Below are 25,281 nucleotides of genomic sequence, written 5' to 3' on the forward strand. Positions count from 1 at the left end.
GTCTTCGCGGCAGCGAGGCGCATTCAGTCCAATACCCCTGCACCAGCCGAGCAAGGTGGTAGAGATGAAGCCCAGGATCGTCGTCACCGGAGCGCTCGCCGGCACGGCCGTGCTCCTCAGCCCGGTGTTCGCCCACGGGCAGCCCACGTCCACTCCCGTCCCGCCGAGCAGCTCGCCGGCCGAGCCGCCGGACCACACCTTCCTCGGGCTCTCGCCGCAGCGCGGGGAGCCCGGCGACCAGGTCCTGGTCTCCGTGGGCTGCCCGCCGAAGTTGTTGCGCGGCACCGAATCCGCGGCACTCGACATCGGGCCGCTCAAGGTGGTCCCGGATCCGGGGACCTCGCCGCGGTCGGAGGCGGTGGCCAAGGTGCGCAAGGCCGCCAAACCCGGGCGGCACCCGGTGCGCGCGTTCTGCGGGACGGCCACCCTGGCCGCCGATTTCACCGTCACCGCGGCCGAACCGCCCCGCCCGCCGGAGCGGAAACCGGGCGCGCAGGTGCCGGTGAAACCGAAGGGCGCCCCGCAGACCGGCGGCGGCGCGACGTCCCCTGACCGGCAGGAAGGGACCTTCGCTCTCGTTCAACCGGAGCGAGGGACCTTTACTACGGTTCAGCCGGAGTAAAGGTCCCTTGCTCCTTCGGCGGCTCGGGGTCAGTCGGTTTCGACCCAGTCGAAGGTCTTGGTGACGGCCTTCTTCCAGTTGCGGTATTCGGTTTCGCGGCGGGGCTCGTCCATCGACGGGTCCCACTGCTTGTCCTGGGCCCAGTTCGCGCGGATGTCGTCCTCGCTCGCCCAGAACCCGACCGCCAGCCCGGCGGCGTAGGCCGCGCCCAGCGCGGTGGTCTCGTTCACCACCGGCCGGATCACCGGCACGCCGAGGATGTCCGCCTGGAACTGCATGAGCAGCTCGTTGACGACCATGCCGCCGTCCACCTTGAGCGATTTCAGCGGCACCCCGGAGTCGGCGTTCATCGCGTCGATCACCTCGCGCGACTGGAACGCGGTGGCCTCCAGCACGGCCCGGCAGAGGTGGCCCTTGTTCACGAACCGGGTCAGCCCGACGATCGCGCCGCGCGCGTCGGAGCGCCAGTACGGCGCGAACAGCCCGGAGAACGCGGGCACGAAGTAGGCGCCCCCGTTGTCCTCGACGGTTTTCGCGTGCTGCTCGATCTCGGCCGCCGAGCCGATCATCCCCAGGTTGTCGCGCAGCCACTGGACGAGCGAACCGGTGACCGCGATCGAGCCCTCCAGCGCGTACACCGTGTCGTTCGAACCGATCTTGTAGCACACCGTGGTGAGCAAACCGTTGTCCGACAACACCTTCTCCGTGCCGGTGTTGAGCAGCACGAAGTTGCCGGTGCCGTAGGTGTTCTTCGCCTCACCCGGCGACAGGCAGGCCTGGCCGAACGTCGCCGCCTGCTGGTCGCCGAGGATCCCGGCGATCGGGACCCCGGCGAGCGCGCCCTTCGCCCGGGTCTTGCCGTATTCCTCCGAGGAGGACCGGATCTCCGGCAGCATCGACAGCGGAATGCCCATGTCGGCGGCGATGTCGGCGTCCCAGGACAGCGTGTCCAGGTCCATCAGCAGGGTGCGGGACGCGTTGGTCGGATCGGTGACGTGCACGCCGCCGTCCGGGCCGCCGGTCATGTTCCACAGCACCCAGGTGTCCATGTTGCCGAAGATCAGGTCCCCGGCCTCGGCGCGTTTCCGGACACCGTCCACATTGTCCAGAATCCACTTGATCTTCGGACCGGAGAAGTAGGTGGCCAGCGGCAGGCCGGTCTTCGCGCGGTACCGCTCCTGCCCGCTGGGACCGCCGCCGGCGCTGAACCCGCCCAGCTCGTTGACGATCTTGTCGGTGCGGGTGTCCTGCCAGACGATCGCGTGGTAGACGGGCTTTCCGGTCTTGCGGTCCCAGACCAGCGTGGTCTCCCGCTGGTTGGTGATGCCGACCGCGGCGATGTCGCCGACCTCCAGGTCCGCCTTCGCGAGCGCACCCGCGGTGACGGTCCGGGTGTTCGCCCAGATCTCCTCGGCATTGTGCTCGACCCAGCCCGCGCGCGGGAAGATCTGCTCGTGCTCGCGCTGGTCCACGGCGACCACCCGGCCGGAATGGTCGAAGATCATCGTCCGGGTCGAGGTGGTGCCCTGATCGATCGCGGCGACGTACGAGGTCATGGCTGCTCCTGTTCAGGCCGGGTCAGGCGGACGGATATACGAGGAATACCAGTGCGGCGAGCGCGCCGCCGACGAGCGGGCCGACCACCGGAACCCAGGAGTAGCCCCAGTTCGGATCGGTCTTGCGCCGGATCGGCAGCAGGAACGCGTACGCGATGCGCGGGCCGAGGTCGCGGGCCGGGTTGATGGCGTACCCGGTCGGGCCACCCAGCGAGGTGCCGATGACCAGCACGACGAACGCGACCCCGGCGTACCCGAGCGCGCCGTTGCCGAGCTGCGGGACCCCGGCCACGTCCGCCTTCGCGACCGGGCTGAACAGGATCCAGCCGACCAGCACGAAGGTGCCGATGATCTCGGTGACCAGGTTCCACACCTTGTTCGGGATCTGCGGCGCGGTGGAGAAGATGCCGAGCGTCTCACCCGGGTTCGGGTGGTCGTCGAACTGCAGTTTGTAGGTCGCCCAGCACAACGCGGCGCCGAGGATGGCGCCGACCATCTGGGCCAGCATGTAGATCGGCACGTCCGCCCACGGGGTCTTGCCCGCGATCGCGAGCCCGAGCGTCACCGCCGGATTGAGGTGCGCACCGCTGGGGTTGGCGACGCTGGCCCCGGCGAAGACCGCGAAACCCCAGCCCATGTTGACGAACAGCGGCCCGCCGCCGTGCCCGTTGTTCTTGCGCAGCACGTGGTTCGCCACCACACCGTTGCCGAGCAGGATCAGCACCGCCGTCCCGAGCAACTCCCACAGAAAGATCGAACCCGCGTTCAATGAAGCCACCGCCCTCCACACTGGACACACCTGTTGCGCAGGGTCGAGCACGGCGTGCAACGGCGCCATTGCCGACCCACGATCGGGTGAACGCTACTTGGTGGGGAGCGATCATTCCAGGCGCCGAGCGTCCCAATCTTTCAAGATCGGCGAGTGGTCTGCCATCTCTTGGCCGCCGCCTGAGCTGCGGACCGCGCGGGACGTGCGATGCTGGGGAGGTCGAGTAGCGAGGAGGGTGATCAGGTGACTCGGTCACGGCAGGAACCGCGGGCCAGGACGGCGAATCCGGCGCAGCTCGGCCCGTCGGAGCGGGAGGCGGCGTGGGAGCGCCTCGGCAACGAGACCTTCGACCTGGTCGTCATCGGCGGCGGCGTGGTGGGCGCCGGCACCGCCCTGGACGCCGCGACCCGCGGCCTGCGCGTGGCGCTGGTCGAGGCGCGCGATCTCGCGTCCGGCACCTCGAGCCGGTCCAGCAAGCTGTTCCACGGCGGGTTGCGCTATCTGGAACAGCTGGAGTTCGGGCTGGTTCGCGAGGCGTTGCGCGAGCGCGAGCTGATGCTCACCCGGCTGGCGCCGCATCTGGTCAAACCGGTGAGCTTCCTGTACCCGCTGACGCACCGCGTCTGGGAACGCCCGTACACCGCGGCCGGGCTGTTCCTGTACGACACCATGGGCGGCGCCCGCTCGGTGCCCGGTCAGAAGCACCTGACCAAGGCCGGGGCGCTGCGGATGGTTCCCGCGCTCAAGCGCGGCGCGCTGATCGGCGGCATCCGGTATTTCGACGCGCAGGCCGACGACGCCCGGCACACCCTGACCGTGGCCCGCACCGCGGCGCACTACGGCGCGGTGATCCGCACGTCGACGCAGGTGGTCGAGTTCCTGCGCGAAGCGGACCGGGTGTCCGGGGTGCGGGTGCGGGACGTCGAGGACGGCCGGGAGGCCGAGATCCGCGCGAACGCCGTGGTCAACTGCACCGGGGTGTGGACCGACGAACTGCAGCGGCTGTCCGGCAGCCGCGGCCGGTTCCGGGTGCGGGCCAGCAAGGGCGTGCACATCGTGGTGCCGCGCGACCGGATCGTGTCCGAGGCCGGGCTGATCCTGCGCACCGAGAAATCGGTGCTGTTCGTGATCCCGTGGCGCAACCACTGGATCGTCGGCACCACCGACACCGACTGGAACCTCGACCTCGCGCATCCGGCGGCCACCAAACACGACATCGACTACCTGCTGGAACACGTGAATTCCGTGCTCGCCACGCCGTTGACGCACGACGACATCGAAGGCGTGTACGCCGGGCTGCGGCCGTTGCTGGCGGGGGAGAGCGAGGAAACCTCGAAGCTTTCGCGGGAGCACGCCGTCGCGCGCGTCGCGCCGGGGTTCGTCGCGATCGCCGGGGGCAAGTACACGACGTACCGGGTGATGGCCGCCGACGCGGTGGACGCCGCGGCCGTGGACCTGTCCGGCCGGCCGCAGCCGTCGATCACCGACAAGGTGCCGCTGCTCGGCGCGGACGGGTACCACGCGCTGGTCAACCAGGCCGATCACGTGGCCGCCGAGCACGGGCTGCACCCGTACCGGGTCCGGCACCTGCTCGACCGGTACGGCTCGCTGGTGCACGAGGTGCTCGCGCTGGCCGACGGGCGGCCGGAACTGCTGCGCCCGCTGGAATCGGCGCCGGACTACCTCGGGGTGGAGGTCGTCTACGCGGTGTCGCACGAGGGCGCGCTGCACCTGGAGGACGTGCTGGCGCGGCGGACCCGGATCTCGATCGAGTACCCGCACCGCGGCACCGACTGCGCCGAGCAGGTCGCGAAGCTGATGGGCGAGGTGCTCGGCTGGCCGGACGCCGTGGCCGCGCGCGAGGTCGAGGTGTACAACGCGCGGGTCGCCGCGGAACGGGACTCCCAGACCCAGCCGGACGACGAGGCCGCCGACGAACGCCGCTCCGCCGCCCCGGAGGCCCGCGCGAAGCTCACCGAACCCATCGGCTGACCCCGGACACGCGAAGTGTCATGAGGGGACCCCTCCGGACAAAATCTGTCTGGAGGGGTCCCCTCATGAAAGCGGTGGGTCAGGGGAGGGGGTGCTGGGCGCGCAGGGATTTCTTGTCCACCTTGCCGATCGGGGTGAGGGGCAGGGATTCGGCGAACTCGATGGTCGCGGGCACGAAGTGTTCGGCGTCGAAGTGGGCGCGCAGGTGGGTGCGCAGTTCCTCGGCGGTGGGGGCGGGGTTCGCCGAGACGACCACGGCGTGCACGGCCTCGCCGCCGCGCGGGTCGGGCACGCCGAACACCGCCGCCTGGCGGACCCGCGGATGCGCGGCGAGCGCGCTCTCCACCACGTTCGAGTAGATCTTGGTGCCGTGTTCGCCGGTGACGATCACGTCGTTCGCCCGGTCCAGCAGGTACAGGTACCCCTCGGCGTCGAACCGGCCGATGTCGCCGGTGCGCAGCCAGCCGTCGCCGGTGAACGCGGCCGCGTCGAGTTCGGGCTGCCCGTGGTAACCGTCCATCAGCGCGAGCCCGCGCACCAGGACCTCGCCGGTCCCGCCGTCGCCGTCGATCTTCGCCGACATCCCGGGCACGATCCGGCCCACCGACGCGAGCCGGTGCGGGTGCCCGTCGAACTCGGGGGCGGCGATGCTCGCGATCATCGGCGCCTCGGTGAGCCCGTAGCCCTGGCCGACGACCGGGCCGAACACTTCGAGCGCCCGGCGCAGGAGGTCCGGCGGCAACGGGCTCGCGCCCAGGGACAGCGACCGGACGCTGGACACGTCGGTGCCCGGCAGGTCCGGATGGTCGAGCAGCGCGGCCAGCCGGGGCGGGGTGAGGGTGAGCGAGGTGATCCGGTCCGCGGCGATCGAACGCAGCACGGCGCCCGCGTCGAAACCGTCGTGCAGCACCAGGGTGTCCCCGCACAGCAGCGCGCCGAGCGCCGCGCAGTTCCCGGTCAGGTGCGAAAGCGGCGCGACCAGCAGGATCCGCTGCGGTCCGGCGGGATCCGGGGCGAAGATCCGCGCCATGCCCTCGTAGATCCCGCTGTGGCCGATCAGTTTCGGGGTGCCGGTGGTGCCGCCGGACGGGAAGACCATGCGCACCGACGGCGGCACCGCGAACTTCGGGTCCACCGCGGACCGCGACAGCAGATCCTTGGCGCGATGCGGCATCCACGGTTCGGTCGGGCCCAGGGAAAGCACGCGGTCCGGCCGCACGGCCTCGATGAGTTCCCGGGTCTTGCGCGGTTCCCGGTCCGGATCGATCACCAGCGTCGTGGCCTCCGCCGCGGCCAGCGCCGCGAGCCGGTCGGGCAGGCTGGACGACGCGGTGACCGGCAGCACCGGCGTGCCGCGCAGCTGCGCGGCCAGTTGCGCCAGCAGGGTTTCCGGCCGGTTGCCGCCGACGATCGCCAGCAGCTCACCGCGCCCGATCCCCTCGGTGGCCAGCGCGTCGTGGATCCCGCCGAGCACCCCGAGCGCGGCGCGGTAGCTCAGCACGCGGTCGTGCCAGCGGAAAGCGGTCTTCTCGCCTTCGCCGCGCAGTGCCTCGAGAATGCGGGTCAGGAAGAAGCTCGGCTCGCCCACCGGTACCCCGTTCGCCGTCGAATTCGGTGCCACCCTTGAGAAAACCGCAAAACCCTTGCGGGGCAAAGGACTTCACGCTGTGTCGAGCAGCACAGGAAGATCGCTAGTCGGCCGCGGTGCGGACCCAGCGCAGGTCGCGGCCCGGGGGATCGTGGAGCGGGACGTACTCGGCGAACCGGAAACCGCAGCGCTGCGCCACCGCCCGCGAGGCGTGGTTCTCCTCGGCGTGGACGTAGTGCACCTCGTCCAGAGCGAGCGCGCCGAAGCCGAACCGCAGCGCCGCGTTCAGCGAGGTCACCGCGACCCCGCGGCCGCGCGCGGCCGGATGCACCCAGATCGACGCCTCCGCGTAGCCCCGGTCGAGGTCGACCGATTTCAGCCCGACCTCGCCGAGCAGCGCCCCGGTGGTCGGTTCCGCGACCGCCCAGGAGTAGCGCCGGTCCTGCGCCCATTCCATCGCCCGCTGGTCGACGTAGGCGGCGGCCTGGTCCAGGTCGTCCAGCCGCAGGGTCGGGGTGAAGCGCCGGAACTGGGCGTCGGCGAAGCCCTCGACCAGGGCGGGCCGATCGTCCAGCCGGTCGTCGGCGCGCAGTTGCCGCAGGTAGAACTCGCCCGCGTTGATCTCCACCGGTTCCACGGGGTGACCTTAACCCAGGTCCCCTCCGGTGTCGGCCGTAATCGCGGGCACCCGGGCGCTGATCACGGTCCCGTCGCCCGGCGCGCTCTCCACGGTGAGCGTGCCCGCGACGCGGTGCACGCGCTGCTTCATGGCCTGCAGGCCGAAGCCGTTGCCGTGCTCGTGCGGCGCGGCCGGGCCGTCCGGGGTGAACCCGACGCCGTCGTCCCGGACGTCCAGCAGCACCAGATCGTCCAGATAGGACAGTGTGAGGTCGATGGTGGTGGCCCGCGCGTGCTTGCCCGCGTTGGCCAGGGATTCCTGCGCGACCCGGAACAGCGCCACCTCCAGTTCGGGCAGCAGCGGACGGACCTCGCCGGTGGTGTGCACCCGCACCGGCACCCCGGATCCCGCCGACCAGGTGCGGCCCAGTTCGGCGAGCGCGTCCGGGAGCCGGGACTCGGCGAGCGGTTCCGGTCGCAGCGCCTCGACCGATCGCCGGGCCTCGCGCAGGCTGTCCCGCGCCAGCGTCCGGACCTGGTCCAGGCGGCGCTGCTGCGCCGGATCCCCGCTGACCTGCCCGGCGGCTTCGAGCTGGGTGACGATCCCGGTCAGCCCCTGGGCCAGGGTGTCGTGGATCTCGCGGGCCATCCGCTGCCGTTCGTCGAGCACGCCCGCCTCGCGGGCCTGGGTGAGCAGCTGGGCGTGCAGCCCGGCGTTCTCCTCCAGCGCGCTCTCCAGCTTGGTGTTGGTCTCGGCCAGTTCGTCGTTGGCGCGGCGGCGCCGCTCGCTTTCCCGGCCGAGCGCCCACGCGGCGTACAGCAGCGGACCGGCCACCGAGACCAGCGACACCCAGACCGGGCTCTCGGTCGAGGTGCCCAGCCCGGTGCGCGCCAGCAGCGGGACGATCGCCGTCGCCGCGACCGCGAACACGCTCCACCGCGCGGGGAACAGCGCGAACGCGAACGGGTAGCCGATCGAGGCGAACGCGGTGAACGAGGCGTCGCGGGTCACCAGGATCGTGCTCAGGACCAGGACGCCGAGGAAGTAGAGCACCGGGAGCGCCGGGTACCGGGCGCGTCGCGGGAGCACCCACAGCATGCCGGTCACCCACCCCGCGGCCACGGCGGCGACGGCGATCGTGCCGGGCCGGTCCCCGGTGGTCGCGGAGACGACCGTGCAGGTGATCAGGAGCGCCAGCCCGGCCCCGGCCAGCAGCCTTGCCGCGATCCGCACCGCCCGGGGATCGCGGATCTCCGGGCCCATTCCGGGCAGGAATCCGGCGAGTTCGGCCGTGCGCATCGGGGTCACCGGCGGCGACGGCCACCGGAGAGGGCACCGACCACCAGGGCGGCCACCACCGCGAGTCCGGCGACCACCCAGATGTTGCGGACGACCAGGAAGATCAGGATGAGCCCGGCGATCGCGGCGATCGGGACCGCGCTGGAGGGCAGGCGGGAGAGCGCGCGCGGCGATCCGGTGTCCCGGGCGGGCCGGGCCGCGGCGTATTCGGCCAGCACGGCGGGCCGGGGCGCGGGCAGGTCGGCGAAGATCGGGGAGAGGTCGCTGAGCCGCTTGGCGGCGCTGACCTTCGCCGAGCGCGCGCCGAACTCGTCGATGTCCAGGCGGCCGGTGCGGACGTGCTCGCTGAGCGCGTCCATCGCCTCCTGCCGCTCAGCGTCGCTGAGCCGGAGATCCGGCCGGTCGGTGCTCACGGGCTTGATCCTACGGCCGTGTTCTAGTGCCACCGGCCGCGATAGTGGTTCCGCAGCTCCCGCCGATGCGCGCGCAGGTTGTCGTGCAGCTCGCGGTGGTGTTCGCGCACGGCCTCCCGCACTTCGCGGTGATGCTCCCGGATCTGCCGGTGCCGGTCCTGGATTTCCCGGTCGCGGTGCTTCCAGTCCTTGCCCCACAGGGCGCTGCCGGCCGCGGCGATGGCGGCGGGCATCAGGAACCACAGCCAGGTGCCGGTGACGAAGAACAGCACCACGCCGAGGACCGCGGACAGCGGCACCGCGGCCGCGGCCAGGCGCTGCACGAGCGGGCGGTCCGACCATTCCGCGGGTGCGGGCGGGGCGGCCGGGGCCTTCGGTTCCTCGGGGTCCGCTTCCAGGCGCGGATGCGGTTGCGGGAGGTCGGCGAAGACCTCGGCGAGCTCGCCCCGGGTCTTCACCGCGGTGATCTTCGCCGAACGCTCGCCGTACTCGTCGAGGCTGATCCGGCCGGCGCTCATGTGCTCGCCCAGCGCCTGCAACGCGGACTCACGGTCCGCGTCGCTGATCCGCAGCTGGGATGCGGGAACCTCGCTCACGTTTCAATGGTAAAGCGCGCCCGCCCCGGCGAGCCGTGACATTCGGCCGGAATTCAGTCCTTGATCTCCAGCAGCACCGTGCCCTGGGTGACCGCGCTGCCGACCTCGACCGAAAGCCCGGTGATCGTACCCGCTTTGTGCGCGGTGACCGGGTTTTCCATCTTCATGGCCTCCAGCACCACGATCAGCTCGCCCGCCTCGACCTGCTGGCCCTCCTCGACGGCGACCTTGACGATCGTGCCCTGCATCGGCGCGGCCACCGCGTCGCCGCTCGCCGCGGCCTTGGCGCCGCCGCCCCGCTTGCGCGGTTTGGCCTTCGCCGCCGTGCCGCCGGCGCCGTTGCCGCCGCCGAGCGCGAGCCCGCCGGGCAGCGAGACCTCGAGCCGGCGCCCGCCGACCTCGACGACCACGTTCTGCCGCGGCTCGGGCTCCGCCGCGGGCTCACCCGGGGCGGTGAACGGCTCGATCTTGTTGTCGAACTCGGTCTCGATCCAGCGGGTGTGCACGTCGAACGACTCGCCGTCGCCGATGAACGCGGGGTGGTTGACGATCTCGCGGTGGAACGGGATCACCGTGGCCAGGCCCTCGGCGACCAGTTCGCCGAGCGCGCGGCGGCTGCGTTCCAGCGCGTTCTCCCGGTCCGAACCGGTGACGATCAGCTTGGCCAGCATGGAGTCGAACTGGCCGCCGATCACGCTGCCGGTCTCGACCCCGGAGTCGACGCGCACGCCCGGCCCGCTCGGCGCGACGAACCGGGTCACCGTGCCGGGCGCGGGCAGGAAGTTGCGGCCGGCGTCCTCGCCGTTGATCCGGAACTCGATCGAGTGGCCGCGCGGTTCCGGGTCCTCGGTGAAGCGGAGCCGCTCGCCGCGCGCGATCCGGAACATCTCGCGGACCAGGTCGAGGCCGGTGGTCTCCTCGGACACCGGGTGCTCGACCTGCAACCGGGTGTTGACCTCGAGGAAGGAGATCGTGCCGTCCACCGCGACCAGGTACTCGACCGTGCCCGCGCCGTGGTAGCCGGCCTCCTTGCAGATGGCCTTCGCGGACTCGTGGATCCGGGCGCGCTGGTCGTCGGTGAGGAACGGCGCGGGCGCCTCCTCGACCAGCTTCTGGTGCCGCCGCTGCAGCGAGCAGTCGCGGGTGCCGACCACGATCACGTTGCCGTGCATATCGGCCAGCACCTGCGCCTCGACGTGCCGCGGCTTGTCCAGGTAGCGCTCGACGAAACATTCGCCGCGGCCGAAGGCGGCCACCGCCTCGCGGGTCGCGGACTCGAACAGCTCCGGGATCTCCTCCTTGGTGCGGGCGACCTTCAGCCCGCGCCCGCCGCCGCCGAAGGCCGCCTTGATGGCGACCGGGAGCCCGTGCTCGTCGGCGAACTTGACGATCTCCTCGGCGGTTTCCACCGGGTCCTTGGTGCCCGGGACCAGCGGGGCGCCCGCCTTCATCGCGATGTGCCGCGCGGTCACCTTGTCCCCGAGATCGCGGATGGCCTGCGGGCTCGGCCCGATCCAGGTCAGCCCGGCGTCCAGCACGGCCTGGGCGAAGTCCGCATTCTCGGAGAGGAAGCCGTAGCCGGGGTGCACGGCGTCGGCGCCCGAGCGCTTGGCGACGTCGAGCAGCTTGTCGAACACCAGGTAGCTCTCGGCGGCGGTGGTGCCGCCCAGCGCGAACGCCTCGTCGGCGAGCCGGACGTGCGGCGCGTCGCGGTCCGGGTCGGCGTACACCGCGACGCTGGTCAGCCCGGCGTCCTTGGCCGCTCTGATCACCCGTACCGCGATTTCCCCGCGGTTCGCGACGAGCACCTTGGTGACCGGTCCACCCTGGGCCGCGCTGTCCTGCTCGGGCACGCCCTACCTCCTGCTGTCGTAAGACTTCCGGCCCCGTCGCGCGTCGCCCGACGCGCAGGTGGGGACTCGCAGCAGTTTACGGTTACTCGGCAGTTCCCGTGGTGAGAGGCGGCTCACCCTGAGCGGATTTCACGCGGGCTGGTGCCGGAGATGTTCCGGAAGGTCGTAATCGAGGTAGATCACGTCATAGGGCTGCGCCGCGTAGAGGGCGGGGAGGTGTTCGGTGTCCACCAGGGCCCACGGCTGGTGGTCGCCGCAGCACTTGACCAGCCGGTCCAGCGCCGAATAGGCGAGCAGCGCCTTGCGGCCGTCGTCGAGCTGGCGCAGTTCGACGGCGTTCTCGGAGTTCCGCGGGTGCGCCGCGGTCGGCAGGTAGACGACGGGCGGCAGGTTCGGATTCGTCACGCGAACAACATAAACGTGTGCTCTCCGTAGATCTCAGGGGGAATCGCTTACGCTCGGCAGCGACAACCCGGGTGCGGAGAGGAGGCGCCTTGGCCGGTAGCGGTCCACCCCGTTCGGCCGTGGTCACGGCCGTGGTCGCCGTGCTGGTGACGGCCGGCGCGCTGGTCACCGTGGCGCTGCTGCGCCCGCGGGCGGAGGATTCGTCGGCGGCGGAGCCGAACTCGGCCCCGGCCGCGAGCGCGCCCGCCCAGGAGTGCGGTGACGCTCCGTGTCAGGTGCTGGCCACGCAGAACGTCAACGGGACGACCGTGGAACTGCTCGCCGGCGCCGACGGCAACGACGGCCGGTTCCGGGCGTACGGGCCGAACTCGCACGTGGTGATCGAGACCAAGACGACCGCGCTGGGGGCGCGGCTGAACCAGAACTCGCTGCAGTGCGTCGCCGGGCCGGTGTCGGCGTGCCTGGTGCGCGGGCTGAACGACGGCGGGATGCTCGGCGAGGTGCTGGTGTCGCGGGACAACGACTGGCGGTCCCCGGAGAAGCCGTATTTCTCCGACGCGGGCGGGCTGGTGCTGGACCCGGTGGCCGGCGCGGCCCCGGACGTCGTGGTGGTCAAGCACCAGTGCCCGAGCGGCGGCGAGACGAAGTGCCAGTCGCGGCCGGTCTACGCGGAGGTGTTCGACCTCGCCGGCGAGCAACTGGGCTGCACGCGGGACTACACGTCCCCGTCCCAGCTCCGCGGCTGGCCGGCGATCAACCTGGTGCAATCCGACCTCCGGGCCTGCCCCGGCTCCTGAGGCTGCGGGGGCCGTGGGGGGCGTGAGTGTTCTGACCGGTTAGAACCGGCCTGCCCACTCACGACCCCCCAGCACTCGGTCACCAAAAAATAGCGGGGGACCTTTACTCCGGTTGAGCCGTAGTAAAGGTCCCCCGCTGCCGTTGAACCGGAGCGAAGGTCCCTTCCTGCCGGTTTTGCCGCCCCGCGGTCAGGCGATGGCGGGGCGGCTGCCGGTGTCGGTGAGCAGCGGCGGGGTGCTCGGCGTGTGCAGCACCTCGTCGTCGAGCAGGCCCTCGCCGCGGGCGACGATCGTGGGCACCACGATCTGCCCGGCCACGTTGGTCGCGGTGCGCATCATGTCCATGATCGGGTTCACCGAGTAGATCAGCGCGATGCCCAGCGCCACCTGCTGCGGGTTGAGCCCGATGAACGACGTGGTCAGCGTCAGCGCGGTCAGCCAGCCGGTCGTCCCGGCGGTGGCCAGCGCGCCCAGCACGGCGACCACGACGATCCCGAGGTACTGCCCCAAGCTCAGCGACACCCCGGAGATGTTCGCGATGAAGATCGCGCCGATCGCCGGGAACACCGCCGCGCAACCGTCCATTTTGGTCGCGCTGGCCAGCGGCGTCGCGAAGCCCGCGTAGGCCGGGTCGACGCCGAGGTTCACCGTGGACTGCCGGGTCAGCGGCAGCGTGGCGCCCGAGGACTGGGACACGAACGCGAACTGGATCGCGGTCCACGCCTTGCCGAAGAACCTCAGCGGGCTGACCTTCGCGAAGAAGCGCAGCAGGATCGGGTAGACCACGAACAGCACCAGCAGGCTGCCGACGTACACCGCGACCGTGAGCGACAGCAGCGGCCGGAACAGCGCGTCGCCGTAGTTCGCGACCGCGGCGCCGATCAGGCCCACGATGCCGATCGGGGCCAGCCGGACGATCCAGCCGAGGTAGCGCTGGATGATCTCGAACACGCTGGTGGTGAAGTCGACGAACGGCTTCGCGCGGTCACCCAGGCTGTACGCGGCCGCGCCGATGATCACGGCGAGGAAGAGCACCTGCAGCGTCTCGCCCTCGGTGAAGGCGGTGAAGAAGTTCTTCGGCACGATCCCGTCGATGAAGGCGCTCCACGATCCCCAGTGGTCGGCGCTCTTCGCGGCCTTGTCCGCGTTCTTCGCGGTCGCCGCCACACCCTCGCCGAGCCCGCCGCTGCCCGGGTTGAACAGCTTGCCCACCGCGATCCCGATCAGCACCGCGATGAACGAGGTGATCCCGAACCACAGGACGGTCTTCCCGCCCAGGCGCGCGGCGGTCTTGCCACCGCCGAGGTTCCGCAGGCTGTTGATGCCGACCACGATCGCGGTGAAGACCAGCGGGATCACCGCGATCTGCAGCAGCGTGGTGAACACGGTCCCGATGCGGGAAAGGGTCTCGGTGAGCCATTCCGTCTTGGTGCTCCGCGCGAGGACGCCCAGCAGGGCGCCGACCACGAGCGAACCGATGACCGCGGTCGCGAAGACCTTGGGTTTGGCGTAGGTCCGTAGGAAAGACACGTGTGCTCCGGGTGCGTGTTAGCGACTGGTGTGCCGCGCGTTGTCAACGCCAGGCAGCGCCAGACTCTTCCGGATCACCCGATCGTGTGGGACGTCTCTCAGGATGTGGGACGTTGGTCCAAACCTATTGGCGCCAGAGGTCGACCACGCTCACGCCGACTTCGGCGAGCAGCTTCCGGGTCAGCGGCAGGCTGATCCCGATCACGCTCGACGGATCGCCGTCCACCCCTTCGACGAACCAGCCGCCGAGCCCGTCCAGGGTGAAGCCCCCGGCGACGGCCAGGGGCTCGCCGCTCGCGACGTACGCGTCCACTTCCTCCGGGGTCGGGGCGGCGAACCGCACGGTGGTGCCCTGGGTGCCGGTGGCCTGCTCGGTCCGGCGGCCGTCCTCGATGCGCACCACCGCGTGCCCGGTGAGCAGCTCGCCGGTGCGCCCGGCCATCGCGGACCAGCGGTCGCGCGCGGTGGCCGGGTCGCCGGGCTTGCCGACCAGTTCGCCGCCGATCGAGAGCATCGAATCGCAGCCGACCACGACCGCGTCGGTGTGCGTGGTGGTCACCGTCTCCGCGACGGCCGCCGCCTTCGCCCGCGCCAGCGCGGTCACCGTATCGATGTGCGAGGCGTCGCCCAGGCCCGCGATGATCGCGTCCTCGTCCACGCCGGACACGACGACGCTGGGATCGATCCCGGCGGCGCGCAGCACACCGAGGCGGGCGGGGGAGGCCGAAGCGAGCACGAAACGCACGGCCCGGAGCGTAACGGGCGGGCGCGCGGCCGGGCGCCGCTAGGCCGTTCGAGCGGTCTTTCCGGGCTGAGGTCTGGACCAAAGGCATCCGCGAAGCTACTTTGTTGTCCCTCGCAACATATTGTGCTTCCCTTACGGAGGAACCAATGGCGTCTCGCCTCCGCGGTCGAAGAGCAACCACGACAATCCTGGCCTGCTTGCTGGCGGCCGGCACCGCGCTCACGCCGCTGTCCGCGGCCGCCGCGCCCGGGCCGATCTACCAGAATCCCCGGAAACCGGTCGCCGACCGGGTCGCCGATCTGCTCGGCCGGATGAGCCTCGACGACAAGATCGCCCAGATGGTCCAGGCCGAGCGCAACGCCGCGACCCCCGCGCGGGCCGCCGAACTGCGGCTCGGTTCCATCCTGTCCGGGGGAGGCTCCGCGCCGACGCCGAACACCGCCGAATCCTGGGCGGACATGTACGACGACTACCAGCGCGCGGCGTTGGCCACCCCGCTCGGCATCCCGACGATCTACGGCGTCGACGCCGTGCACGGGCACAACAACGTCGTCGGCGCCACGATCTTCCCGCACAACATCGGCCTCGGCGCGGCCGACGATCCGGCGCTGGCCGAACGGATCGGGCGGGCCACCGCCGAGGAGGTCTCGGCCACCGGGGTCGACTGGGACTTCGCGCCGTGCCTGTGCGTGGCGCGCGACGACCGCTGGGGCCGGACCTACGAGTCGTTCGGCGAGATCCCGCGGAACGCGGTCGTGAACAGCACGATCATCAACGGGCTCCAGGGAAAGCGCCTCGCCGCGCCCGGTTCGGTCCTCGCGACCGCCAAGCACTTCATCGGTGACGGCGGTACGACCGGCGGCAAGGACCAGGGCAACACCGAGATCAGCGAAGCCGAACTGCGGGCGATCCACCTGCCGCCGTTCCGCGCCGCGATCGCCCGGGGCGTCGGCTCGGTGATGATCAGCTTCAACAGCTGGAACGGCGTCAAGGACCACGGCAACAAGTACCTGATCACCGACCTGCTGAAGAACGAGCTGCGCTTCACCGGGTTCGTCGTCTCCGACTGGAACGGCATCGACCAGATCGACGGCCAGGAGGGCTTCACCGCGGCCGAGGTGCGCCAGGCGGTGAACGCGGGCCTGGACATGTTCATGGTTCCCCACGACTACGCGAAGTTCCTCGACCTCCTCCGCGCGGAGGTCCAGGCGAACCGGGTGCCCCTGGCGCGGATCGACGACGCGAACCGCCGCATCCTCACCAAGAAGTTCGAACTCGGCCTGTTCGAACGCCCCTTCACCGACCGTTCCTTCCTGAAAACGGTGGGCAGCAAGCAACACCGCGACCTGGCCCGCCAGGCCGTCCGCGAATCCCAGGTCCTCCTCCGCAACGACGGCGTGCTCCCGCTGCCGAAGAACAACGCCAAACTCTTCGTCGCCGGGAAGAACGCGAACGACATCGGCAACCAGTCCGGCGGGTGGACGATCACCTGGCAGGGCAGCAGCGGCCCGATCACGCCCGGCACCACCATCCTGGACGGGATCAAGCAATCGGCGGGAAAGAACTCCACGGTCACCTACGACCGGGAAGCCGACGGCCTCGACTCCAGTTACCGGGCCGCCGTGGTCGTCGTCGGCGAAACCCCTTATGCCGAAGGCCAAGGCGACCGTCCGGACGGGCTCGCGCTGGATGCCGAGGACCTGGCCACCCTCGCCAAGGCCAAGGCGACCGGGGTGCCCGTGGTGACCGTGCTGGTCTCCGGCCGCCCGCTGGACATCGCCCAGCAGTTGCCGCAGTGGAACGCGCTGCTGGCTTCCTGGCTCCCGGGCACCGAAGGCGGCGGCGTCGCCGACGTCCTCTTCGGCGCCTACCGCCCGACCGGGAAACTCTCCTTCTCCTGGCCGAGCAGCTCCGCCCAGGAACCGATCAACGTGGGTGACGGCAAGAAACCCCTCTTCCCGTACGGCTACGGCCTCACCTACCGCCGCTAGCTCCAATCCCCCAATGTGGCTTTCGGTACCTTCAACGCCCCGAAAGCCACATTGGGTACCTTGAGCGCCCCGAAAGCCACATTGGGGGAAACGGCTAGCGGGTGGGAGCGGGTTCCCGGGTGGGGGTCGGGGGTGTGGCGGGGTTGCGCGGGGTGGTGCGGCGCATGGCGGCGGCCGCCAGGAGGCCGACCAGGAGCACGGTGATCGGCAGGATCGTGGCCACCCGCGCGGCATCGGTGAGTCCATTGTGGACGGCCTGGTTGGCGAGGTGCTGGAGCTGGGCGGCCACGTCGGCGGGGACGCCCGGAGGCAGGGCGCTCGAGGTCGCGGCGCCGCCGAATTCGTTCGCCGCGGCGGCGGTGCGGGTGAGGCCGTCGACGAACTCCCGCCGGTATCCCGCGGGCAGCGCGTTCGCCGCGGCGGCCGCCTCGTCGGCGACGGACACCGCGATCCGCGCCTGCAGCAGGACGCCGATCGCCGCGGCGCCGAGCACGCTGCCGACCTGCCGCGCGGTGTTGTAGATCCCGGACGCGGTTCCGGTCAGGCTCGGTTCGACCGAACCCATGGTCACGTTGCTCATCGGCGAGAAGATGCACGCGATGCCGAGGCCGCACACCAGCAGGCCGGGCGTGAACGTCCACGGCCCGCTGTCCGGGCGAGCCTGCAGGGCGATGATCCCGAGCCCGCCCGCCAGCGCGAGCAGTCCGAACATCAGCAGGTACTTGCCGTTCATCCGGTCCGACAGGTGGCCGACGAACGGCGCCGCGAGGGCGGACAGCAGCGGCATCGGCGCGGTCACCACCCCGGCCACGGTCGGCGAGACGCCGAGCACCGACTGCAGGTAGATGGTCAGCGGCAGGAACATCCCGGTGACCGCGAACCCCACGGTGACCGAGGCGACCGTGCCCGCGGAGAAGTTGCGGTCGGCGAACACGCGCAGCGGGATCAGCGGTTCGCGCCGGTTGTACCGCTGCCAGCCGAAGAACGCGACGAGCAGGAGCACCCCGGCGCCGATGATCTCGGGAATCGTGATCGGACCGGCGACCGCGCCCCAGTCGTAGTGCTGTCCGTTCTGGACACCGAAGACCAGGCAGAACAAGCCCGCCCCGGACAGCAGAATGCCGGGCACGTCGAAGGAATGCGCGTGCTTCGGCTGCCAGTCCGGCACCAGGGCGACGGTCATGACCAGGGCGACGACCCCGATCGGCACGTTCACGTAGAAGATCCATTCCCAGCCGAGGTGATCGACCAGCAGCCCGCCCAGCAGCGGCCCGGTGATCGCGGCCAGCCCGGCGATCCCGCCCCACAGGCCCATCGCGGGTCCGCGTTTGGCGGGCGGGAACAGGTGCGTGATGAACGCCAGCGTCTGCGGGGTCATCAGCGCCGCGCCGAGGCCCTGTAAACCTCGGACAAAAATAAGCGTTTCCACCGATCCGGACAGCCCGCACCACAGCGAAGCGGCGACGAACACGACCAGCCCGGCGAGGTAGATCCGCTTCGGCCCGAACCGGTCGCCCAGGCGGGAGGTGAACAGCATCGGCACCGCGTAGGTGAGCAGGTAGACGCTGATCACCCAGACGACCGAGTTCAGCCCGGCGTTCAGCTCCCGCAACATCGCCGGCATCGCGATGGTGACGATCGTGGTGTCCAGCAGAATCATGAAGAAACCCAGGCACAGCGCGGAAAGCGCGGCCCAGGCACCGGTTCTAGCCTGCTCGGTGGTCATCGTTTCCCCTGGGGTGTATGAGGTTGAGTTCCGGCTTTTCGCCGCGTTCGCGGAGGAAGGCCACCCGGCCCGATTCCAGATCGGCGATCAGTTCGCGGGTCCACTCGAGTTCGAACTTCCGCTGGGCGCTCTTGAACCGCCAGTCCAGCCAGTAGATCTCGGGGGTGTGTTCCGCGTGCAGCTTGGCGGTGATGATCTCGTCGGACGCGACCGCCGAGGCGAGCCGGATTTCGCGCTCCCGGAGTTCGCGCAGCGCGGTCTCGCTGCCGAGTTCGTCGAGGACGGCGAGCCCGCTGAGGAACTCCGGGTACTCCTCGGCGAGCATGCCGACCATGTCCTTGGCGCGCTCGGTGAAGGCGTCCTTGCCCGCCTCGGTCATCGCGTAGACCGTGCGTTCCGGCCGTCGCCCCTCGCGCTGGGTGTCGACGACCTCGATGAAACCGCGGGCCGCCAGCCGCTCCACGGTGTGGTACAGCGATCCGGCCTTGAGCTTGACGCGGTTGTTCACGTAGCGCTCGCGCATCAGCTGGGCCATTTCGTACGGGTGCATCGGGTGCTCGTGCAGCAGCTCGAGCACCGCGATCCCGAGCGGGGTGAGTTTCGCCGCGGCCATGTGGATTGCTCCGGGTGGTTCGTTCCCTGTCGTTTATTCCACGTGGACTATACGGAGTGGGGTAGATGCTGTCGAGAACCTTGCCGGTGTGGGGCGGGCCACTTGTCCTGGACCTGAAGCATTGTTCAGGTTCCAGGCTGGAGGGACATCGGAGCTGAGGAGAGTGATCATGCGCGTGGTCGAGGTGACGCGGTTCGGGGGTCCCGAGGTGCTGGTGACGAACCAGGTGCCGGAGCCCGAGGCCGGGCCGGGGCAGGTGGTCGTGCGGGTGGCCGCGGCGGACGTCCTGTTCGTGGAAACGCAGATCCGGGCCGGTGGGTTCGGCGAGTACTTCGACGTGCGGCCGCCGTACGTGCCCGGCGGCGGGGTGGCCGGGCGGGTCGACGCGGTGGGGGACGGCGTGGATCCCGGGTGGCTCGGGAAGACCGTGCTCACCTCGACCGGGGGCGGCGGGGGTTACGCCGAGCGGGTCGTGGTCGGCGCGGACGGGCTCGTCGAGGTGCCCGCGGGGGTGGGCGCCCGCGAGGCGGCGGCGCTGCTGCACGACGGACCGACCGCGCTGGAGTTGTTCGAGGGGAACCGGGTCCGGGCCGGGGAACAGGTGCTGATCGTCGGGGCGACCGGCGGCGCCGGGATCCTGCTGGTGCAGCTCGCGCACGCGGCCGGGGCCCGGGTCGTCGCGGCGGCGCGCGGCGAGCGGAAACTGGCGCTGGCCACCGAACTCGGCGCGGATGTCGTGGTCGACTACTCGGTGCCCGGCTGGACCGACCGGGTGCTCGAGGCGACCGGGGGCACGGGGCCGGACCTGGTGCTGGACGGGGTCGGCGGGGAATTCGGGCGGGCGGCGTTCGAGGTCACGCCGCGCGGTGGCCGGTTCTCCGCGCACGGCGCGCCGACCGGCGGGTTCGCCGCGATCGATCCGGCGGAGGCGGCCGAACGCGGGATCGGGCTGCGCGGCATCGCCGATCTGCGGTTCCCGCCGGAACGGGCCCGCGAACTCGCCGCGCGCGCCCTGGCCGAGGTGGCCGCCGGGCGGATCCGGCCGGTGATCGGGCAGACGTTCCCGCTGGACCGGGCGGCCGACGCGCACGCCGCGATCGAGGCCCGGCAGGTCATCGGCAAGACGCTGCTGCTGGTATGACCGCCGGGCGCCGTCGAGCCGAATTCCGCGCCGAAGCCGCAAGGGACCTTCGCTACGGCTTTTCGGTAGCGGGGGACCTTTACTCCAGTAGAACGTGAGTAAAGGTCCCTTGCTCCCGCCAAGCGCCGGGCCGGGGTCAGGTGACGATGGGTAGCAGGACCGAGGTGTCGGCGAGGTCCACGGTCACCTTCGGCGGGGACGCGGGCGCCGGGATCGCGGTTCGGTCGGTGCCGCCGATGATCAGCGCGAGCCGGTGCCCGGCGGGGACGATGTGATCCACAGTGGACAGTCGGAAGGTGATCGGGTACGCCGTGCCTGGACGCAGCGGGGCCGGGGTGGTCAGCGAGTTGTAGTTGGCCAGATCCGCCCAGCCGCGGCTGATCACGTGCGCGGTGACGTTCTGGCTGGTGGTCGCCGTGTCCTTGTAGCAGGCGTCGTCGCCCGGCCGGTTCTCGCCCCAGCACGATTCCGTCCCCAGGTTGCGGATCCCCGGGTCGCTGCGGATGGTCGCCGGGCCGTAGTCGACCAGCAGCGCGGACAGGTGCGCGGTCGAGGTCGACGGGGTCGCCTTGACCGTGACGCTCCCGGTGCCGGAGAGCCGGAGATCGGAACTCACCGCGGGCGTGCTGAACAGCACGCGCGAAGCCGAGGTCCGGTCGGGATTGGCGGACCAGCTGCTCGGGCTGCCGCTGCGGTCGTCGGTGAAGGACGCGTTCGCGGGCTGGGGCTGCTCCGGGGAAAGCGTGCCGACCCCGGCCGTACCGCCGGGCGCGGGATACATCCGGGTGCCGCGGACCGTGGTCGCGGGCCACGACTTGTCGTCGGCCCACCGGTCCGGGCTGCGCTCGATCGACGCCTGCGGCTCGTTCTCGATGCCGTTCGGCACGTCCAGCAGCCACCGGTCGAACCAGCGGTGCAGGGTGTCCACCCATTCCTTGCGGCGGAAGTCGAACGGATCCACGTGCGCGGTCTGCGAAAGCCAGATCTTGCGCGGCACCCCGGTCGCGGTGAGCGCGTCCCACCACTGGCCGTAGTTCACCGGTTTGACGTTCCAGTCGTTCTGGCCGTGCACCACGAACACGCTGGCCTTCACCTTGCTCGCGTCCTTGACGAAATCGCGTTCCCGCCACATCGGCGTGAGGTCGCCGTTCGCCGGGGCGCCGTCGGTCATCTCCTGCCGCACCCGCCCGCACTTCTGGCGTGCGCTGGAGTTCTCGTGCCCGGAGGCCAGCGAGGTCGGCGTGCCGAACCCGGTGAACGAGACGCCGTCCGAGCGGAACCAGTCGTACCAGGCGCTGATCGCGGCGATCGGCACGATCGTGCGCAGCCCGGCGACGCCGGTCGCGGCGACGCCGTTGGTCATCGTGCCGTCCCACGACTTGCCGATCATGCCCACCGCGCCGGTCGACCAGCCGGCGGGCACCTTGGTGGCCCCGTCGACGGTCGAATACCCGTCCGCGCGGCCGCCCAGCCAGTCCACGACCGCCTTGCCGGAGCTGATCTCGCCGCGCCCGCCGACGTCCAGGCAGCCGCGCGAGCGGGTCGTGCCGGACAGGTCGAGCAGGATGACCGCGTACCCGCGCGGCACGAAGTAGTTGTCGTAGTACAGCGGGAACTTCACCGGGCGCCCGGCGGAGTCGTAGGACTTCAGCTCGCTTTCGTTGCCCCGGCCCGCGGTCGCGTAGTACGGGCTGGCGTCCATGATCACCGGGACCTTCTGCCCGCGCGCCGCGGGTTCGGCGGGCCGGATGATGTCCGCCGCGACGCGGTCCTTCGCGCCGTCCCGGTCCAGATCGACGCCGGTGTCCACCCAGACGGTCTCGCGGATCGCGTCGGCGAAGGAATACACCGGCTGGGTCACCCCGCCCGCGAGCGTGAACGCCCGTTCGCTCGCCAGTGCGGGCACGGAACCGAGCAGGGGGAGAACGAGGGCGAGCAGGATTACCGGAACACGACGAGACATCGGAAACTCCCTGCAGGACGGGGTCGTCCTCACGCTAAGCGCGGGCCGGACCCCTGAGGCAGGGCCGAACGTCGGTTGTTCAGCGGGGATAGGCGGAGGCTCGCCAGCCGCCCGGGCCGGGGTGCAGCGGACGGCGTAACCCGGCGGCCCGGTCGGCCCAGCGGGAACGGCGCGGCGGTGCGGGCGGCGGGCCCGGGTTCGCCGCGGCGGCGGTGATCACTGCGGTCAGCGCGGCGAGTTCGGCGTCGTCGGGATTGCCGCGCACCACGCGCAGCAGCGGCCGCCGCGGAGTTTCTTCTTCGTCGCTCATAGCGGAATGTTCCCGTGTTTCTTGGGCGGCAGTTCTTCCCGCTTGTCGCGCAGGATCGTGAGCGCGCGGGCCACGTGGCCGCGGGTGTGCGCGGGCACGATCACCGAGTCGACATATCCGCGCTCGGCGGCCTCGTACGGGTTGAGCAGCGCGTCCTCGTACTCCTGGATCAGCTCGGCCCGCAGCGCCTCGACGTCCTTGCCTTCTTCGGCGGCCTTGGCGAGCGTCTTGCGGTGCACGATGTTCGCCGCGCCCTGCGCGCCCATCACCGCGACCTGCGCGCTCGGCCACGCGAGGTTGACGTCCGCGCCGAGGTGCTTGGACCCCATCACGTCGTACGCGCCGCCGTAGGCCTTGCGGGTGATCACGGTGACCAGCGGGACGGTCGCCTCGGCGTAGGCGTAGATCAGCTTCGCGCCGCGGCGGATGATGCCGTTCCACTCCTGGTCGGTGCCCGGCAGGAAGCCCGGCACGTCGACGAAGGTCAGCACCGGCACGTTGAACGCGTCGCAGGTGCGGACGAACCGGGCGGCCTTCTCCGAGGCGTCGATGTCCAGGCAGCCCGCGAACTGGGTCGGCTGGTTGGCCACGATGCCCACGCTGTGCCCGTCGACCCGGCCGAAGCCGACGATCACGTTCGGCGCGAACAGTTCGTGCACCTCGAGGAACTCGCCCTCGTCCACGACCCGGGTGATCACCTCGTGCATGTCGTAGGGCTGGTTCGGCGAATCCGGGATGAGCTCGTTCAGCTCCAGATCGGATTCGGTCACCCCGTCCGCGATGGACTCCCCGGACGGCTCCGGCGCCTCGAAGACCGGCGGCTCGGAGAGGTTGTTCGGGGGCAGGAAGGACAGCAGCTCCTTGACGTAGGCGATCGCGTCCTCCTCGTCGGAGCCGAGGTAGTGCGCGTTGCCGGACTTGGTGTTGTGCGTGCGCGCGCCGCCGAGTTCCTCGAAGGTGACCTCCTCACCGGTCACCGTCTTCACCACGTCCGGGCCGGTGATGAACATGTGCGAGGTCTGGTCGACCATCACGATGAAGTCGGTGAGCGCGGGGGAGTACACGTGCCCGCCCGCGTTCGCGCCCATGATCAGCGAGATCTGCGGGATCACGCCGGAGGCCTTGACGTTGCGGGTGAAGATCTCGCCGTAGAGCCCCAGCGAGACGACCCCCTCCTGGATGCGCGCGCCGCCGCCCTCGTTGATGCCGACGATCGGGCGGCCGGTCTTGATCGCCAGGTCCATCACCTTGACGATCTTCTCGCCGTAGACCTCGCCCAGCGAGCCGCCGAACACGGTCACGTCCTGGCTGAACACGCACACCGGGCGGCCGTCCACGGTGCCGTAGCCGGTGACCACGCCGTCGCCGTAGGGCCGGTTCTTCTCCTGGCCGAAGTTCGTCGAGCGGTGCCGGGCCAGCTCGTCGAGTTCGACGAACGAACCGGGGTCCAGCAGCAGGTCGATGCGCTCGCGGGCGGTCTTCTTGCCCTTCGCGTGCTGCCGCTCCACCGCACGGGCCGAACCGGCGTGCACCGCCTCGTCGTACCGGCGGTACAGGTCGGCCAGTTTGCCGGCTGTGGTGTGAATGTCCGGCTCTTGTTCCGGCGGCGTCCCGATCGGCTCCGTGGCACTGCTCATGGACCGGCAGCTTAACGACAGCGGGCGCCCTTCGCGGGTGTGGCGTCGGCAACGTCACCGTCGGTGCGCGGAAATTCCGGTGCGGTCGCCACCGGGCCCGGCCTACCTTGGGTCAGGTGACGATCATCGACGCCCCGGTACGCGAGCTGACCGTCGACGACCTGCCGAAATGCCTCGATCTGGCCCGTGATCGCGAGTGGCCCGCCGAGGCGGCCAAATGGCTCCTGCTGTTCGATCTGGGCGAGGTGTTCGGCATCGACGATCCGGCGGGCGGGCTCGCCGCGACCGCGATCGTGACACACCAGGGCGAGGAGCTGGCGGCGATCTCCATGGTTCTGGTCGCCGCCCGGTTCAACCGCCGCGGCCTGGGCCGCCGCGTGATGACCCGGGCGCTCGCCGCCGCCGGTGCCGACCGCACGACGTTCCTGTACGCGACCGAACTGGGCAGGCCGCTCTACGAGACGCTCGGCTTCCGCGCGGCGGGCGGCGTGGAAACGCACACCGGCACGTGTCCGAACGGTTCCGGGGGCGCGCGGACGGCGCCGGCGGCCGACGTGCCCGGCATCCGCGCGCTGGACGCCGAGGTGATCGGTGTCGAGCGGCGACCGTTGCTGGACCGGTTGCTCGGCGATCTGGCAAACGTTTGCGTGGTTGCCGACGGTGACCGGGTGACCGGGTACGCGGTGGGCACCCCGGGCGAGACGTACACGATGATCGGTCCGGTGGTGGCGGACGACCCGGCGGCCGCGCGGAGCCTGATCCGCGGGGTGGCCTCGCGCGCCCCCGGATCGGTACGGGTCGACCTGCGCGCCGGGGAGGCGGAGCTGTCCGGTTGGCTCGCGGCCGACGGCCTCCCCGGACGATCCGGCGCCACGCTGATGGTGCACGGCGATCGCGTTCTCCCCGGGGACCGGACCCGCCTCTACGCCCCCATCGGCCCCGCCCTCGGCTAGCTCACCCCGCCGCCCCGCTCCACCCCCACCGGGAATCCCCCAATGTGGCATTGGGGGCGTTGAAGGTACCCAATGCGGCGTTCGGGGCGTTGAAGGTACCGAAAGCCACATTGGGCATTTTTCATCTTGGTTTTTGCTGGTGGGGTGGGGTTGACCGGGTGTG

The 25,281-nt window shown here is 70.8% G+C and carries 22 protein-coding genes; 6 read left to right on the top strand and 16 right to left on the bottom strand.

Going from position 1 to position 25,281, the window contains the following annotated elements:
* The first annotated feature begins 64 nt into the window (after positions 1-64).
* Positions 65-622 carry a hypothetical protein gene (locus tag FXO23_RS39475; RefSeq protein WP_158892020.1) on the top strand — a complete coding sequence of 186 codons (558 nt, stop codon included), beginning with the start codon at positions 65-67 and terminating at the stop codon, positions 620-622.
* A gap of 29 nt (positions 623-651) precedes the next feature.
* On the opposite strand, the gene glpK is transcribed toward FXO23_RS39475, so the two are convergent.
* The gene (gene glpK, locus FXO23_RS39480) at positions 652-2,178 is read right to left on the bottom strand and encodes a glycerol kinase GlpK (RefSeq protein ID WP_158892022.1); all 1,527 of its coding nucleotides are present in this window, start codon (positions 2,176-2,178) and stop codon (positions 652-654) included.
* 22 nt (positions 2,179-2,200) lie between these two features.
* Positions 2,201-2,947: an MIP/aquaporin family protein gene (locus FXO23_RS39485; protein ID WP_158892072.1), complete on the bottom strand. Its 747-nt coding sequence runs from the start codon at positions 2,945-2,947 to the stop codon at positions 2,201-2,203.
* Positions 2,948-3,154: 207 nt separating this feature from the next.
* On the opposite strand from FXO23_RS39485, the gene FXO23_RS39490 reads away from it, so the two are divergent.
* Entirely contained in the window at positions 3,155-4,939 is a 1,785-nt protein-coding gene (locus FXO23_RS39490) for a glycerol-3-phosphate dehydrogenase/oxidase (protein ID WP_425484950.1), read from the top strand.
* A gap of 79 nt (positions 4,940-5,018) precedes the next feature.
* On the opposite strand, the gene FXO23_RS39495 is transcribed toward FXO23_RS39490, so the two are convergent.
* The 7 genes from FXO23_RS39495 to FXO23_RS39525 form a co-directional block, all read right to left on the bottom strand.
* Positions 5,019-6,527, bottom strand: coding sequence for an AMP-binding protein (locus FXO23_RS39495; RefSeq protein ID WP_179957008.1), 1,509 nt, complete (start codon positions 6,525-6,527; stop codon positions 5,019-5,021).
* A 103-nt stretch (positions 6,528-6,630) separates the two neighbouring features.
* A complete protein-coding gene (locus FXO23_RS39500) occupies positions 6,631-7,164 on the bottom strand; it encodes a GNAT family N-acetyltransferase (RefSeq protein ID WP_158892026.1) in 534 nt (177 codons plus the stop codon).
* Positions 7,165-7,173: 9 nt separating this feature from the next.
* Positions 7,174-8,445 carry a sensor histidine kinase gene (locus tag FXO23_RS39505; protein ID WP_246258294.1) on the bottom strand — a complete coding sequence of 424 codons (1,272 nt, stop codon included), beginning with the start codon at positions 8,443-8,445 and terminating at the stop codon, positions 7,174-7,176.
* Positions 8,446-8,450: 5 nt separating this feature from the next.
* On the bottom strand, positions 8,451-8,858 hold the full coding sequence (locus FXO23_RS39510) for a DUF1707 SHOCT-like domain-containing protein (RefSeq protein WP_158892028.1): 408 nt from the start codon (positions 8,856-8,858) through the stop codon (positions 8,451-8,453).
* A gap of 23 nt (positions 8,859-8,881) precedes the next feature.
* Positions 8,882-9,454 carry a DUF1707 SHOCT-like domain-containing protein gene (locus FXO23_RS39515; protein ID WP_158892030.1) on the bottom strand — a complete coding sequence of 191 codons (573 nt, stop codon included), beginning with the start codon at positions 9,452-9,454 and terminating at the stop codon, positions 8,882-8,884.
* Positions 9,455-9,507: 53 nt separating this feature from the next.
* Positions 9,508-11,307 (bottom strand): acetyl/propionyl/methylcrotonyl-CoA carboxylase subunit alpha, encoded by a 1,800-nt coding sequence (locus FXO23_RS39520; RefSeq protein ID WP_158892032.1) that lies wholly within the window; start codon positions 11,305-11,307, stop codon positions 9,508-9,510.
* Positions 11,308-11,436: 129 nt separating this feature from the next.
* A complete protein-coding gene (locus tag FXO23_RS39525; protein WP_158892034.1) occupies positions 11,437-11,712 on the bottom strand; it encodes an SAV_915 family protein in 276 nt (91 codons plus the stop codon).
* An 89-nt stretch (positions 11,713-11,801) separates the two neighbouring features.
* Between FXO23_RS39525 and FXO23_RS39530 the strand changes: the two genes are divergently transcribed.
* Positions 11,802-12,509 carry a hypothetical protein gene (locus FXO23_RS39530; RefSeq protein ID WP_158892036.1) on the top strand — a complete coding sequence of 236 codons (708 nt, stop codon included), beginning with the start codon at positions 11,802-11,804 and terminating at the stop codon, positions 12,507-12,509.
* A 189-nt stretch (positions 12,510-12,698) separates the two neighbouring features.
* Here the strand turns inward: FXO23_RS39530 and FXO23_RS39535 are convergent, their stop codons facing one another.
* The gene (locus tag FXO23_RS39535; RefSeq protein ID WP_158892038.1) at positions 12,699-14,039 is read right to left on the bottom strand and encodes a dicarboxylate/amino acid:cation symporter; all 1,341 of its coding nucleotides are present in this window, start codon (positions 14,037-14,039) and stop codon (positions 12,699-12,701) included.
* A gap of 124 nt (positions 14,040-14,163) precedes the next feature.
* Complete coding sequence (locus FXO23_RS39540; RefSeq protein ID WP_158892040.1) at positions 14,164-14,784, bottom strand: Maf family protein; 621 nt, start codon at positions 14,782-14,784, stop codon at positions 14,164-14,166.
* A 146-nt stretch (positions 14,785-14,930) separates the two neighbouring features.
* Here FXO23_RS39540 and FXO23_RS39545 point away from each other — a divergent pair, with 146 nt between their 5' ends.
* Positions 14,931-16,775, top strand: a complete 1,845-nt coding sequence (locus tag FXO23_RS39545; RefSeq protein WP_158892042.1) for a glycoside hydrolase family 3 protein — start codon at positions 14,931-14,933, stop codon at positions 16,773-16,775.
* Between the two features lie 94 nt (positions 16,776-16,869).
* Here the strand turns inward: FXO23_RS39545 and FXO23_RS39550 are convergent, their stop codons facing one another.
* Positions 16,870-18,501, bottom strand: a complete 1,632-nt coding sequence (locus FXO23_RS39550) for a DHA2 family efflux MFS transporter permease subunit (RefSeq protein ID WP_158892044.1) — start codon at positions 18,499-18,501, stop codon at positions 16,870-16,872.
* Positions 18,482-19,114, bottom strand: a complete 633-nt coding sequence (locus tag FXO23_RS39555; RefSeq protein WP_158892046.1) for a PadR family transcriptional regulator — start codon at positions 19,112-19,114, stop codon at positions 18,482-18,484. The genes FXO23_RS39550 and FXO23_RS39555 overlap by 20 nt, the downstream gene beginning before the upstream one ends.
* A gap of 169 nt (positions 19,115-19,283) precedes the next feature.
* Here FXO23_RS39555 and FXO23_RS39560 point away from each other — a divergent pair, with 169 nt between their 5' ends.
* Complete coding sequence (locus FXO23_RS39560) at positions 19,284-20,255, top strand: zinc-binding dehydrogenase (protein ID WP_158892048.1); 972 nt, start codon at positions 19,284-19,286, stop codon at positions 20,253-20,255.
* Positions 20,256-20,391: 136 nt separating this feature from the next.
* Here the strand turns inward: FXO23_RS39560 and FXO23_RS39565 are convergent, their stop codons facing one another.
* From FXO23_RS39565 to FXO23_RS39575, 3 genes are all read right to left on the bottom strand, one after another.
* On the bottom strand, positions 20,392-22,218 hold the full coding sequence (locus tag FXO23_RS39565) for a Xaa-Pro dipeptidyl-peptidase (protein ID WP_158892050.1): 1,827 nt from the start codon (positions 22,216-22,218) through the stop codon (positions 20,392-20,394).
* Between the two features lie 79 nt (positions 22,219-22,297).
* The gene (locus tag FXO23_RS39570; protein ID WP_158892052.1) at positions 22,298-22,528 is read right to left on the bottom strand and encodes an acyl-CoA carboxylase subunit epsilon; all 231 of its coding nucleotides are present in this window, start codon (positions 22,526-22,528) and stop codon (positions 22,298-22,300) included.
* Positions 22,525-24,165 carry an acyl-CoA carboxylase subunit beta gene (locus FXO23_RS39575; RefSeq protein ID WP_158892054.1) on the bottom strand — a complete coding sequence of 547 codons (1,641 nt, stop codon included), beginning with the start codon at positions 24,163-24,165 and terminating at the stop codon, positions 22,525-22,527. Before FXO23_RS39575 ends, FXO23_RS39570 begins: the two co-directional genes overlap by 4 nt.
* Before the next feature lie 116 nt (positions 24,166-24,281).
* On the opposite strand from FXO23_RS39575, the gene FXO23_RS39580 reads away from it, so the two are divergent.
* Positions 24,282-25,118 (top strand): GNAT family N-acetyltransferase, encoded by an 837-nt coding sequence (locus FXO23_RS39580; protein ID WP_246258295.1) that lies wholly within the window; start codon positions 24,282-24,284, stop codon positions 25,116-25,118.
* The last annotated feature ends 163 nt before the right edge of the window (positions 25,119-25,281 follow it).

This window comes from Amycolatopsis anabasis (assembly GCF_009765355.1).
GTDB lineage: Bacteria > Actinomycetota > Actinomycetes > Mycobacteriales > Pseudonocardiaceae > Amycolatopsis > Amycolatopsis anabasis.

Bases quoted from the DNA above. Each gene is read 5' to 3' on its own strand.
- FXO23_RS39475 (WP_158892020.1), top strand. From the start codon at position 65: ATGAAGCCCAGGATCGTCGTCACCGGAGCGCTCGCCGGCACGGCCGTG.
- glpK (WP_158892022.1), bottom strand. From the start codon at position 2,178: ATGACCTCGTACGTCGCCGCGATCGATCAGGGCACCACCTCGACCCGG.
- FXO23_RS39490 (WP_425484950.1), top strand. From the start codon at position 3,155: ATGCTGGGGAGGTCGAGTAGCGAGGAGGGTGATCAGGTGACTCGGTCA.
- FXO23_RS39505 (WP_246258294.1), bottom strand. From the start codon at position 8,445: ATGCGCACGGCCGAACTCGCCGGATTCCTGCCCGGAATGGGCCCGGAG.
- FXO23_RS39545 (WP_158892042.1), top strand. From the start codon at position 14,931: ATGGCGTCTCGCCTCCGCGGTCGAAGAGCAACCACGACAATCCTGGCC.
- FXO23_RS39550 (WP_158892044.1), bottom strand. From the start codon at position 18,501: ATGACCACCGAGCAGGCTAGAACCGGTGCCTGGGCCGCGCTTTCCGCG.
- FXO23_RS39555 (WP_158892046.1), bottom strand. From the start codon at position 19,114: ATGGCCGCGGCGAAACTCACCCCGCTCGGGATCGCGGTGCTCGAGCTG.
- FXO23_RS39560 (WP_158892048.1), top strand. From the start codon at position 19,284: ATGCGCGTGGTCGAGGTGACGCGGTTCGGGGGTCCCGAGGTGCTGGTG.
- FXO23_RS39565 (WP_158892050.1), bottom strand. From the start codon at position 22,218: ATGTCTCGTCGTGTTCCGGTAATCCTGCTCGCCCTCGTTCTCCCCCTG.
- FXO23_RS39570 (WP_158892052.1), bottom strand. From the start codon at position 22,528: ATGAGCGACGAAGAAGAAACTCCGCGGCGGCCGCTGCTGCGCGTGGTG.
- FXO23_RS39575 (WP_158892054.1), bottom strand. From the start codon at position 24,165: ATGAGCAGTGCCACGGAGCCGATCGGGACGCCGCCGGAACAAGAGCCG.